The sequence below is a fragment of the Pseudomonas sp. CP-1 genome (assembly GCF_021213715.1).
Taxonomy (GTDB): Bacteria; Pseudomonadota; Gammaproteobacteria; order Pseudomonadales; family Pseudomonadaceae; genus Pseudomonas; species Pseudomonas aeruginosa.
In genome coordinates, this window is the sequence record NZ_JAJQKY010000011.1 from 22,169 (window position 1) to 34,875 (window position 12,707).

A 12,707-nucleotide genomic window follows, 5' to 3' on the forward strand; every position below is an offset into this window, starting at 1 on the left:
GATCGAATGTCCGCGCCGCATCTCGATGATCGTGTTCTGGCTTCGTTGCAGGAGGTCATGGAGGACGAATATCCGGTCCTGCTGGATACCTTCGTGCTCGACTCCGAGGAGCGCCTGCGCAGCCTGCATGCCGCCCTCCAGGCCGGCGATGCCCAGGCTTTGCGGCATACCGCGCACAGCTTCAAGGGAGGCAGCAGCAACATGGGCGCGGTACTCCTCGCCGGCTACTGCAAGGAGCTGGAAGAAAGCGCCAGGCGCGGCGAGCTGCAACGGGCGCCGGCGCTGATCGAACAGATGGAGCGCGAATTCGCCATCGTCCGCATCCTTTTCAAACAGGAACGTCAGCGCTATCGCTGAGGTTTTCGTCCTTTCCGGCGACAAGGTACCGGCCCGATCGAGCCTCCCTGGCGTATAATGCGCCGCTCGATTTGGAGTCCTTCATGCGCGAGCAAGCCCTACGCATCCTCAAAGACGTTTTCGGTTACGACGCCTTCCGTGGCAACCAGGCACGGATCATCGAGCGGGTGGCCGAGGGTGGCGATGCGCTGGTACTGATGCCCACCGGCGGTGGCAAGTCCCTGTGTTTCCAGGTCCCGGCGCTGCTGCGCGAAGGCCTGACGGTGGTGGTGTCGCCGCTGATCGCGCTGATGGAGGACCAGGTCGCCACCCTGGACGAACTCGGCGTGCCGGCGGTGGCGCTGAACTCCACCCTCAACCCCGAGCAGCAGCGGGACATCGCCGAGCGCCTGCAGCGTGGCGAGATCAAGCTGCTCTACCTGGCACCGGAACGGTTGGTCCAGCCGCGCATGCTGGCCTTCCTGCAACGACTGCCGGTCGGCCTGTTCGCCATCGACGAAGCGCACTGCGTGTCGCAATGGGGCCATGACTTCCGTCCCGAATACCTGCAGCTCGGCCAGCTTGCCGAGCTGTTCCCGCAGGTGCCGCGGATCGCCCTGACCGCCACCGCGGACATGCGTACCCGCGAGGAGATGATCCAGCGCCTGCACCTGCAGAACGCCGAGCAGTTCCTCTCCAGCTTCGACCGGCCGAACATCTTCTACCGCATCGTGCCCAAGGAGCAGCCGCGCAAGCAGTTGCTCGGCTTCCTCTCCGAGCGGCGCGGCGATGCCGGTATCGTCTACTGCCTGTCGCGGAAGAAGGTCGAGGAGGTCGCGGAATTCCTCGGCAACCAGGGCTTCCCCGCGCTGCCGTATCACGCCGGACTGTCCAACGAACTGCGTGCCCACCACCAGAAGCGCTTCCTCAACGAGGAAGGCTTGATCATGGTGGCGACCATCGCCTTCGGCATGGGCATCGACAAGCCCAACGTGCGATTCGTCGCCCACCTCGACCTGCCCAAGAGCCTCGAGGCCTATTACCAGGAAACCGGTCGCGCCGGCCGCGACGGCCTGCCGGCCGACGCCTGGATGGCCTACGGCCTGCAGGACGTCCTGCTGCTGCGGCAGATGATGCAGAGTTCCGAGGGCGACGAGCGGCACAAGCGCGTCGAGCGGCACAAGCTGGAAGCCATGCTGGCGCTCTGCGAGGAAACCCGCTGCCGGCGCCAGGCGCTGCTGGCCTATTTCGACGAGGAGATGCCGCAGCCCTGCGGGCATTGCGACAACTGCGTGGACGGCGTGGAAACCTGGGATGCCACCGAATCCGCGCGCCAGGCGCTGTCGGCGATCTACCGCAGCGGCCAGCGCTACGGCGTCGGCCATCTGGTGGATATCCTGCTCGGCCGCGAGACCGAGAAGATCCGCAGTCTCGGCCACCAGCACCTGGCGGTGTTCGGGATCGGCAAGGGGCGCGGCGAAGACGAGTGGCGGACCCTGTTTCGCCAGTTGGTCGCGCGCGGCCTGGCCGACGTCGACCTGGACGGCTTCGGCGGCCTGCGCCTGACCGAGGCCTGTCGTCCGCTGTTGCGTGGCGAGGTGCGGCTGGAGCTGCGCCGCGACCTCAAGCCACAGCGCGCCAAGGGCTCCTCCAGCGGCGGCGCCAGCGCCGCCAGCCAATTGGTGCGCAGCGAAGAGCGGGAAATGTGGGAGGCCCTGCGCGCGCTGCGGCGCAAGCTGGCCGAAGAGCATTCGGTGCCGCCCTATGTGATCTTCCCCGACGCGACCCTGCTGGAAATGCTCCGCAGCCAGCCGCGCTCGCTATCCGACATGGCCCAGGTCAGCGGGGTCGGCGCGCGCAAGCTGGAGCGCTACGGCCAGGCCTTCCTCGATGTCCTCACCGACTCGCCGGCGGCGCCCGCCGCGCCGCCGCAGGACCTGCGCCACGAATTGGCCAGCCTGGCCTGTGCGGGGATGACCCCGGCGCAGATAGCCCGCCAGCTCAATTGCAGCGAGAAGAACGTCTACGCGATGCTCGCAGAGGCCATCGCCGGCCAGCAGGTGAGCCTGGAGCAGGCGCTGGATCTGCCCGAGGAACTCCTCGGCGAAATCCAGGACGCCTTCCTCGAGGAAGACGGCGAACTGCCGCCGGTGGCGGCGCTGGAGGAGCGTTTCGGCAAGCGGGTGCCGAGTGGCGTGCTGCACTGCGTGCGCGCCGCCCTGCAGGTGGAACTGGAGTCGTGATATGGCCATTTGCCGGTATTTTCTGACGCCAATCTTGTGACGTCCTTCGCAAGCGTCTACTGTGACGCCAAGCCCTCCAAGAGAAGAGGTGTGCGTGACACAGAAGGACCGGTTGGACGACTCCCGTTCCAACCTCTATGCGGACCAATTGAACCGCGGTTTCCGCGGCCTGCGTTTCCTTCCCGAACTGGAGCGTGACTACCGGCGCTACATGCTGGAGGACAGCTTCGCGCTGAAACGCATCGCCCTCAGCGTCGGCATGCTCGTCTGGCTGGCGTTCATCGGCATCGACCTGCTGATCCTCGCTGGTCCCCCGCTGTGGGGCGTACTGGCGGTGCGCCTTGGCGTGCTGGTCCTGCTACTGGTCTGCGGCTGCCTGATCATGCTGCGCCGGCACATCCAGCTGATGGTGCCGCTGAGCATCGCCTGCGTCCTCGCCCTTGGCGTCGGTGCGGCGGCGGTGGTCGGCCTGGCGCACCGGGCCGATCCCGGCTATCCCTACGAAGGCCTGCTGCTGGTCAGTTTCGCCGCCTATTTCCTCGCCGGCCTGCGGTTGTCGCAGGCATTGAGCTGTGCGTTGGTCGTGCTGCTCGCCTACCTGGGTTTCGAGTGGTGGGCGGGGGCCCAGGAACCGCTGGGCAACAACCTGCTGTTCCTGCTGTTCGGCAACCTGATCGGCGCGGTCGGCTGCTACCTGCTGGAGTTCAAGTCGCGCGAGCATTTCCTCATCAGCCGTCTGCTGCGGGTGATGGCCGACCACGACAGCCTGACCGGCCTGCACAACCGGCGCAGCTTCAACCAGCACCTGGACCGCCTCTGGCGCCAGGCCCAGCGCGAACAGAAGACCCTGGCGCTGCTGCTTTGCGACGTCGACCATTTCAAGGCCTATAACGACCGCTACGGCCACCAGGCCGGCGATGCGGTCCTGCAGCGTATCGGCGCGGTGTTCGAGGCGAATGCCAGGCGTCCGCTGGACATGGCGGTGCGCCTGGGCGGCGAGGAGTTCGCCCTGTTGCTGTACGGCGCCAACGAGCATGAGGCGAGGCTGCGCGCGGAAGCGCTGCGCGCGCAGGTGCAGGCGCTGCGCATGGAGCACGAGGCGTCGGACACGGCGCGCGAAGTGACCCTGTCGGTCGGCGTGTCCTGCCTGTGGCCGACCCCGGGCAACGACCTGAAGCGCCTCTACGATCTCTACGAGCATGCCGATCGCGCGCTTTACGAAGCCAAGGCGTTCGGCCGCAACCAGGTGGTGGCCTGAGTCCATGGCCGATTTTGTCCCTGTGGCTGGCGCCGCCGGTGACTGCGGGACGAAGCGGCGAATGCTAGGTTCGACAGGAAAAAATGGCAGGCACGGCCGCTCTTCGCAGAGCTGCCGGCCCCGCCGCGAGACGACTTCCGGACGGACCCCATGCAGCGCTTGATCCAGGCCAACGGCCAACCGCACTACGGCATCTTCCCGAGTGCCCCGCAGCACATCAATTACCGCGATTTCGACTTCCGTTCGCCGATGGGCCGGCGCGTGGGGGCCCTGGGCAAATGGCGACGCTTCCATCAGTTCCAGTACTTCGGCCTGATCAGCCCGGAGCTGATCGGCGGCTGCGCCCTGGCCCAGCTGAGCTTGCTTGGCGTCGGCTTCGTCTACCTCTACCAGCCTTCCAGCGGACGCATGCTGGAGCGGCGCTTCAAGCTGCCGCTGGGGTTCGGAACCCGGTTTTCCCAGACCCCGGACGACGGCGTCTGCGAACTGCGCCAGGGGCGCAACCTGCTACGCCTGGAGAACCGTACGGCTCCCCGGGAGAAACGCCTGCTGGTGGAACTCGACGATGGCACCCGCATCGACGCCTGCTTCAGCGAGGAGGCGCCGAGCTTCCAGCCTATGTGCCTGTGTACGCCGACCGCGGTGAACGGCTGGGTCTATGCGCAGAAGGTGGCCGGCGTGCGCTGTCGCGGCGACGTGCGCAGCGCCCTCGGCGACCACGACCTGCAGGCGCTGGACGCCTTCGCCCATCACGACTGGTCGGCGGGCTACATGCGCCCGGAAACCTTCTGGAACTGGGCTTGCCTGTCCGGCGAGGCGGACGGCTTGCGGGTCGGCCTGAACCTGTCGTGCGGGGTCAACGAGACCAGCTTCACCGAGAACTGCTACTGGCTGGACGGCGAACTGCTGAAGGTCGACAGCGTGCGCTTCGACTTCGACCGCGACCAGCCGCTGCGGCCCTGGACCATCCGTTCATACGATGGCCAGGTAGAGCTGCGCTTCGAGGCCCACGGCATGCACCAGGAGCGGCTGAACCTCGGTCTGCTGGCGAGCAACTTCAAGCAGATCTTCGGTTGTTTCAGCGGTGTGCTGCGCCCGCGAGGTCGTGCCGAGGTGAGGATCGAGCGGCTCTGGGGCTTCGTCGAGGACCAGTACGCCAAGTGGTAGACAGGGCCTGGCCTGGGCATATCGTGCGACAATTTGTCATTGTACGGGGGGAAATTGGACGGGCATTATTAGCCGACTAATAATTAGTCAAATGAAATATCGGACCTCCTTTTTCCTATGGCTCAGACAGACAAGCACTATTTCGGCACCTTGCTAGCCCAGACTTCCCGTGCTTGGCGCGCTGAACTCGACCGCCGCCTCAGTCACCTCGGCCTGTCCCAGGCGCGCTGGTTGGTGTTGTTGCATCTGGCGCGCCATCGCGATTCGCCCACCCAGCGCGAGTTGGCCCAATCGGTCGGGGTCGAAGGCCCGACCCTGGCGCGACTGCTCGACGGCCTCGAGTCCCAGGGCCTGGTACGACGCCTGGCGGTGGCGGAGGACCGGCGGGCCAAGCACATCGTGCTGACGCCCAAGGCCGATGTGCTGATCGCCGATATCGAGGCCATCGCCGCCAGCGTTCGCAACGACGTACTGACCGGCATCGACGAGTCCGAGCAGGCGCTATGCCAGCAGGTGCTCTTGCGAATCCTGGCGAACCTGGAAAAGCGCTGAGCACTGCGTCACGAAATTCCGCTAGAATCGCCATTTTTATGGCATCACCTCCAGGGCTTTCGTTCGAAAGCCCTCTACAGAGGTTTTCGTCGGTTTTCTGACGAAAAATCTTGACCGTTTCCACGGCATTCCTCTATTCAGTGATGGCAAAAAGCCATGTCTCGCGCCATGTGGTGCGTTCAGCCCTGTACGGGGCGAAATTCGGGCTAACGTGAAATAGATGTAGCAGTCGACCGCTGGCCGGCTGCGTGCTCGAAGTGCGGAGAAAAGAACGGAATGCCCGGTAAAGCCTTGCGTGTCATGCTGTGTGCCTGGTCGTGCCTGTTGGCCGGCCAGGCGAGCGCCCTGGGAGTGGGGGACATCACCCTGCATTCGGCGCTCAACCAGCCGCTGGATGCGGATATCGAACTGCTCGACGTTGGCGATCTCGGCGCGGACGAGATCGAGGTCCGCCTGGCGGGCGCCGACGTCTTCGCCGCGGCCGGGGTGGAACGCTTGCAGTTCCTCAACGAGCTGCGTTTCAGTCCGGTGCTCCAGGGGCGCGGTGGCAATCGCATCCATGTGTCCTCGAGCCGACCGGTGCAGGAGCCCTACCTGAATTTCCTGGTGGAGGTGGCCCGCCCCAACGGCCGCATCGTCCGCGAATTCACCGTACTGCTCGATCCGCTCGGTTATACGCCGCGTATGCTTCCGGCCGCGCGCAGCGGGATCGAGCCGCAGCGGCAATCCTCGACGCCGGCGCCTGCGCCGCGTAGTGCCGCGGTCGTCGTAGACCCGGCACTGCTGGAGCCGGGCGACGACTACCTGACTCGCCCCAGCGACAACCTCTGGGCCATCAGCGGACGCCTGCGTGGTGCCGGCAACGCCGATCGCGCGCAACTCATGGAGGCCCTGTACCAGCTCAATCCGCAGGCCTTCGTCAATGCCGACCGGCACCGGCTCAAGGCCGGCGCGCGCCTGCGCCTGCCGGCCGGCTACCAGGCGGAGCGAGGCGCGCCCGGCGCCGTGAAGGAGGCGGCCGTGGAAGTCCTGCCGCCAGCCGATGCCGCCGTGGTGGAAAACGCTCCGGCGGCTCTCGTCGAGGCGCAGCGCCAGGCGGATGCCGAGGCCGAGGCGCTGGCCCGGCAACGGGAGGAACTGAGCCAGCGGATGGACGATCTGCAACGCCAGTTGCAGGCCTTGCAGGAACAACTGCAGCAGCGCGATCGCCAGGTCGCCGAACTGCAACAGCAACTGGCCCGGCGCCAGGCGGTGCGGCCCGCGGCGCCGCCGCCCGCCGCGGCCGCGCCTTCGGTTGCGCAACCGGTTGAAACGCCGACGGACTCGCAGCACTGGCGCTGGATGATCGTCCTGCTGCTGGTCCTCGCCCTGCTCGGCGTATTGCTGTTGCGTCGCCGCCGCGAAGAGACTCCTGTCCCGGCGGTCGAACCGAAGCGCCGGGTCGCCCTGAACCTGCCGCTGCGGCGTGCGCCGCGCCCCCCGGCGGCCGCACCGGCGCCGGCAAAGGTCGAGGAACAGGCCAGGCCGCCGGTCGCCGTTCCCTCCAGCCCGCCGCCGTCTCCTCCGCCTGCTCCGGCCGCCGCTCCGCGCGCCGCCATGGCTGCGGCGGACAAGCTGGACGGCGCCGACATCTATATCGCCTACGGTCGCTACGGACAGGCCCGCGACCTGCTGCGTCAGGTACTCGCCGAGCAGCCGCAGCGCCTGAGCGCGCGGATGAAGCTGTTGCTGGTGCTGGCTGAGCTGGGCGATGCGGCCGGCTTCGACGCGCTGGCCGAGGAAACCCTGGCCAGTGGCGGCAACCCGGAGGCCATCGACGAGTTGCGCGGACGCTACCCGGCGCTGCTACAGATGCCGGCGACCGAGACGCCGGCGGCAACCAAGGACGACGACTGGAGCGACCTGCCGCTGGCCGACCCGCCCGCCGCGCAGCAGCCGGATGCGACCTCGGGCGCCGACGGCTTCGGCGACCTCAACCTCGATCTCGATCTCGACTGGGGCGCCCTGGAGAATCCCCTGGACAACCCCGACCTGCCGCGCCGCGCCGCTGCCGGCAAGGCGGAACCGGCGGAGGAGGAGCCCCTGGCGTTCGAGAGCAATCTCCATGAACTGCCGGATGTCGCCGAGTACGAACACCTCGAACTCGACCAGCCAGAGCCGGCCACGGTGCCGCCGGAGGAGGCCTCGGCCAGCCTGGACCGGGCCCGCGCCTGCATCGACAGCGGCGATCTCGACCAGGCCAGCCGCATCCTGCGCCTGGTGGTGGCGCACGGCGACCCGTGGCAGAAGGCCGAGGCGCGCGAGTTGCTGGCGCTGATCGCCTGAACTCCGCTCAGAAGTTCTGCCCGAGGTTCAGGTAGAACGCCTTGAAGTTCTCGTCGTTGATCCCGTAGCTGAAGGTCAGCGGCCCCAGCGGCGTATCGAAGCCGATCATCAGGCTGGCGGCGTTGATGTAGCCGCTGTCGTATTCGTTGTCGTTGTTCCAGATGCGTCCGCGCTCGATGCTGCCGCCCAGGTACAGCGGGAAGTCCAGCGGCAGGAAGGAACGTTCGGTGAGGCGCCGGTAATAGACGATCCGTCCCAGGCTGTAGTTCTGCCCGGACAGCGCGTCGCGGCGGAAGCCCGACAGCTCGCGGGCGCCGCCGAGGGTGAAGCTGGAGGTGACCACCTCGGCGTCGTCCAGGGTGCGCCCGTAGCCGCCGCCGAACACCCAGGTGTCGGCGCCGAAGCTGAGCGCCTTGTTCAGCCGCAGGTCCCACTGCCGGTAGCTGTCGTCCGAGCCGAGGGACTTGTCGTAGCGGCGCATGGTCAGGCCGATCTCCTCGCCCTCGTGGGGGAAATTGACGTCGTCGACGGTATCGAACGAGTACTTCAGTTCGTAGTAGCCCTCGGTGAAGTCGATGTCCGGCAGGCTCGGGTCGCCGATGCGCACGTCGGCCTTGCCGTAGGCCTGCACCGCGCCCAGGCGGATTTCGCCGTTGTTGGCGATCTGCCGGCCGACGTTGAGGCCGTAGCCGTAGCGCTCCAGGCGATAGCGCAGCAGCGGGTCGTTGTCCTCGGTGACGTCGACGTTCTGTGCCTCGTGGAACAGGAAGGGCGCGACGAAGTAGCGCGAGCCGACGTCGAGCGGCTGGTAGAACTCGCTGTAGAGTTCCTGGCGGTCGCCGAGCTGGACCCGGGTCAGCCACTCGGCGCCGAGCCGGTTGAGGCCGTTCATGCGGTAGCTGCCGCCGAGGTTGAAGGTGCTTTCGCCGCGCATGTCGTCTGACAGGTTGAGGCCCAGGCGAAGGAAGTCGGTGCCGCCTTTCTTGCCGGTGGCGTGGATCACCAGGGTGTTGAGCTTCTTCTCCTTGACCACCCGGTACTGCACCTGGTCGAAGTAGTCGAGGCCGTAGAGGGTGCTCATGTCGTCCTGCAGGCGGCCGAGGTCGAGGCGCGTGCCGAGCGGCTGGCGGATGTAGTGGCGGATCACCTCGTCGCTGACCTTCGAGTTGTTCTCCACGCGGATCGCGTCGATCACCGGCTTGCGCTGGTTCGGCGTGCGCGCCACGTCGAGCGCTTCGCTGTTGAGGTCCTTCGGCTTGCGCAACTCGGCGAGGCGCGCGGCGAGCACCGTGGTGGCGCGGTAGCCGGCGTCGATCAGTTGCGGCACGCGGCCGAAGTCGGTGGTGCCGTAGCCGGACAGCGGCGGCTGGATCAGCACGTCGCCGGGCTTGAGCGTGGCCAGCTGGGCTTCGGAGTTCTTCCGGGTCATCAGGGTGATCGACTGGTTCATCACGTCGAGCACGGTGCTCAGGTCCTTGCGGTCGCGCAGCGGGTTGCCGATGTCGACCACGATCACCACGTCCACGCCCATGTCGCGCGCCACGTCCACCGGGATGTTGTCGACCATGCCGCCATCCACCAGCAGCCTGCCGTCGATCTCCACCGGGGCGAACACGGCGGGGATCGACATGCTGGCGCGGATCGCCTGGGGCAGGTGGCCCTTGCGGAACACCACTTTCTCGCCGGTTGCGATATCGGTGGAGACGGCGCGGAAGGGGATCGCCAGCTTGTCGAAGTCGCGGTTGTCGCTGGTGTGCACCAGCAGGCTTTCCAGCACCATCGCCAGGTTCTGGCCCTGGATCACCCCCAGCGGCAGGCCGAGGGTGCCGTCGTCGCGGAAGCTGATCTTCTGCTTGACCAGGAAGTCGCGGTCGTCCTGCTTGCGCCGGAACGGCACGTCCTTGCGCGGCGGTGCGTCGGACAGTGCCTGCTGCCAGTCCATCTCCAGGGCGATGCGCTCCAGTTCGGCGGGGGTGTAGCCGGAGGCGTACAGGCCGCCGACCACCGCGCCCATGCTGGTGCCGGCGATGGCGTCGATCTGGATGCCCTGTTCGTCGAGGGCCTTGAGCACGCCGATATGGGCCAGGCCACGGGCGGCACCTCCGGAGAGGACCAGGCCGATCTTCGGCCGGGCCTCCGTGGCGAGGGCGGACAGGGGAAGCAGGAGCAGCAGTACGAGCAGCAGGCGGCGCATGAGAACGATCCGGAGCCGGGTGAAAAGGCGGCTATTATAGGCGCGACCGTTTCCCCTGAGCCGCCGACATGCCCACCGCCAAGCCCGAAATCGTCATCACCTATTGCACCCAGTGCCAGTGGCTGCTGCGTGCCGCCTGGCTGGCCCAGGAACTGCTCAGCACCTTCGCCGACGATCTCGGAAAAGTCTGCCTGGAGCCCGGAACCGGTGGCGTCTTCCGTATCACCTGCGACGGCGTGCAGGTCTGGGAACGCAAGGCCGACGGCGGCTTCCCCGAGGCCAAGGCGCTCAAACAGCGGATTCGCGACCGCATCGACCCGCAACGCGACCTCGGGCACAACGATCGTCCTTCCCGCTGAACCGCTGCCGTCCGCCCATGGCTTGTTGCAGGTCAACGGGCGGCGCGGCGCATAGGCATAGCCTGGGGGCATTCATCCTGTCGAAGGGAGTGCCCATGAGCATCATCGTCACCGGCGCCGCCGGCTTCATCGGCAGCAATCTGCTGCAGGCGCTGAACCGGCGCGGCGAGACCGACATCATCGCGGTGGACGATCTCACCGACGGCGAGCAGTTCCGCAACCTGGCGGACGCCGATATCGCCGACTACCTGGACCAGAACGACTTCCTCGAGCGCTACGCCCGCGGCGACTTCGGCACGGTCCGCGCGCTGTTCCACCAGGGTGCCTGCGCCAGCACCCTGGAAAGCAATGGCCGCTACATGATGGAGAACAACTACCGCTACAGTTGCCGCCTGCTGGAAAGCAGCCTGGAACTCGGCGTGCCGTTCCTCTACGCCTCGTCGGCGGCGGTCTACGGCGCCGGCCGGACCTTCCGCGAGGCGCGCCAGTACGAGCGGCCGCTGAACGTCTATGGCTATTCCAAGTTCCTCTTCGACCAGCGTGTGCGCCGGGCGCTGCCGCAGGCGCGCAGCCAGGTGGTCGGCCTGCGTTACTTCAACGTCTACGGGCCGCGCGAGGAACACAAGGGGCGGATGGCCTCGGTGGCCTACCACTGCTACCAGCAATTGCGCCGCGACGGGCGGGTCGAACTGTTCGGCGAACACGGCGGCTTCCCGCCCGGCGGCCACCTGCGCGACTTCGTCGCGGTGGAGGACGTGGCGCGGGTCAACCTGCATTTCTTCGATCATCCGCAGCGTTCGGGAATCTTCAACCTCGGCAGCGGCCAGGCGCGGACCTTCAACGAGGTCGCCCTGGCGGTGATCAATAGCGTCCGCGCCAACGCCGACCAGCCGCCCCTGTCGCTGCAGCAGGCGGTGGAAAGCGGCCTGCTCGGCTACCGCGAGTTCCCCGAGTCGCTGCGGGCGCGCTACCAGAGCCACACCTGCGCCGACCTGGAGCTGCTGCGCGAGGCGGGCTACCGCGACGATTTCCAGAGCCTGGAAGAGGGCGTCGCCGGCTACTGCCGCTGGCTGGCGCGCAGCGCCTGAGGGATCTCGCTCAGCGGCCCAGCGCCCCGCCCACCGGGGCGCGGGCGAAGCGCAGCTCCGGCAGCAGGGTCAGCAGCGCCAGCACCCCGAGGGCCGCGCCGACCCAGAGCGCGCCCTGCAGGCCGAATCCGCCGGCGATGCCCAGGCCGCCGATCCAGGAACCGGCCATCACGCCGAGCATGATGCAGGCGGTGTGCACCGAGTTGACCAGCATGTTGTTATGGCCGACCCGTGCGCCGCGAGTCACCAGCGCCGGGTTCATCGACACCCCGGTCAGGCCGATCACCACCAGCGCCGCCACCGCCACCGCCGGAACCTGTCCGAACAGGGCGAAGGCCACCATCGCGGCGATGGCCGCCAGCAGGCCGAAAGCCAGGACCGCGATGGTATGGCGGTCGGCCAGGCGGCCGACGATGTTGTTGCCCACCAGCGTCGCCAGGCCGTAGACCACCAGCAGCAGCGGTACGGTCGAGGCGGAGAAGCCGCTGACCTCGGTGAGGATCGGCACGAAATAGGTGAAGCCGGCGAAGGTGGCGCCGATCAGCAGCAGGCTGGTGGCGTAGACCCACCATAGATGGGCGTTCCTGAACACCTTCAGTTCCTCGCGCAGCGAACCGCTGCCCGCCGACCCCGGGATCGCCGGCATCAGCTGCAACACCAGCAGGCCGACCAGCACCGCTACCAGCGCCACCGCGAAGAAGCTCGCGCGCCAGCCGTACCATTCGCCCAGCCAGGTGGCGACGGGCAGGCCGAGCACGGTGCCGACCATCAGGCCACCGAGCACCAGCGACGACGCGCGGCCGAACTGGTTGCCTTCGACCAGTTCGGCGCAGGCGGTCAGCGCCACGCCGAAGAAGGCCGCGGCGGCGACCGCGGTGACCAGTCGCGCCGCCACCATCACCGCATAGCCCGGCGCCAGGGCGCCGATGACCTGGCCGACCACGAACAGCGCGATCAGGCCGAGCAGGGCGTTCTTGCGCGGCACCCGGAGCAGGGCGGTGGTCAGCAGCGGGCCGCCGAGCGCCATCGCGCCGGCGTAGAAGGTGACCAGGTAGCCGATCGCGGCGAAGGACACGCCGAATTCGGCGGCCAGCGCCGGCATCAGCCCGGCGACCATGTATTCGCTGGTGGTCAGGGCGAAGATCGCGGCACCGAGCACGTAGACAATCAAAGGCATGTTTCCAG

General features: G+C 67.4%; 10 protein-coding genes. 8 read left to right on the forward strand and 2 right to left on the reverse strand.

The features are described 5' to 3' along the window. Nucleotides 1–6 precede the first annotated feature (6 nt). The 6 genes from htpB (at nt 7) to LT948_RS20860 (ending at nt 7,881) form a co-directional block, all read left to right on the forward strand. Nucleotides 7–357 (forward strand): two-component system sensor histidine kinase HtpB, encoded by a 351-nt coding sequence (gene htpB / locus LT948_RS20835; RefSeq protein WP_003109305.1) that lies wholly within the window; start codon nt 7–9, stop codon nt 355–357. Between the two features lie 83 nt (nt 358–440). Beyond that, nucleotides 441–2,579: a DNA helicase RecQ gene (gene recQ / locus LT948_RS20840; RefSeq protein ID WP_003091724.1), complete on the forward strand. Its 2,139-nt coding sequence runs from the start codon at nt 441–443 to the stop codon at nt 2,577–2,579. Nucleotides 2,580–2,667: 88 nt separating this feature from the next. After that, nucleotides 2,668–3,837: a GGDEF domain-containing protein gene (locus LT948_RS20845; RefSeq protein ID WP_023981148.1), complete on the forward strand. Its 1,170-nt coding sequence runs from the start codon at nt 2,668–2,670 to the stop codon at nt 3,835–3,837. A 150-nt stretch (nt 3,838–3,987) separates the two neighbouring features. Beyond that, nucleotides 3,988–5,004, forward strand: a complete 1,017-nt coding sequence (locus LT948_RS20850; RefSeq protein ID WP_003109306.1) for a DUF2804 domain-containing protein — start codon at nt 3,988–3,990, stop codon at nt 5,002–5,004. A gap of 117 nt (nt 5,005–5,121) precedes the next feature. Beyond that, a complete protein-coding gene (locus LT948_RS20855; RefSeq protein WP_003091721.1) occupies nt 5,122–5,556 on the forward strand; it encodes a MarR family transcriptional regulator in 435 nt (144 codons plus the stop codon). A 276-nt stretch (nt 5,557–5,832) separates the two neighbouring features. Then, nucleotides 5,833–7,881 carry a FimV/HubP family polar landmark protein gene (locus LT948_RS20860; protein ID WP_069376615.1) on the forward strand — a complete coding sequence of 683 codons (2,049 nt, stop codon included), beginning with the start codon at nt 5,833–5,835 and terminating at the stop codon, nt 7,879–7,881. Nucleotides 7,882–7,888: 7 nt separating this feature from the next. Here the strand turns inward: LT948_RS20860 and plpD are convergent, their stop codons facing one another. Further along, nucleotides 7,889–10,075, reverse strand: a complete 2,187-nt coding sequence (plpD, locus tag LT948_RS20865; protein WP_023108600.1) for a patatin-like phospholipase PlpD — start codon at nt 10,073–10,075, stop codon at nt 7,889–7,891. A 68-nt stretch (nt 10,076–10,143) separates the two neighbouring features. Between plpD and LT948_RS20870 the strand changes: the two genes are divergently transcribed. Then, entirely contained in the window at nt 10,144–10,434 is a 291-nt protein-coding gene (locus LT948_RS20870) for a SelT/SelW/SelH family protein (RefSeq protein ID WP_033995025.1), read from the forward strand. Nucleotides 10,435–10,529: 95 nt separating this feature from the next. After that, entirely contained in the window at nt 10,530–11,522 is a 993-nt protein-coding gene (gene rfaD / locus LT948_RS20875) for an ADP-glyceromanno-heptose 6-epimerase (protein WP_003106207.1), read from the forward strand. Nucleotides 11,523–11,532: 10 nt separating this feature from the next. On the opposite strand, the gene LT948_RS20880 is transcribed toward rfaD, so the two are convergent. After that, nucleotides 11,533–12,699 (reverse strand): MFS transporter, encoded by a 1,167-nt coding sequence (locus LT948_RS20880; RefSeq protein ID WP_003109309.1) that lies wholly within the window; start codon nt 12,697–12,699, stop codon nt 11,533–11,535. Nucleotides 12,700–12,707: the final 8 nt, after the last annotated feature.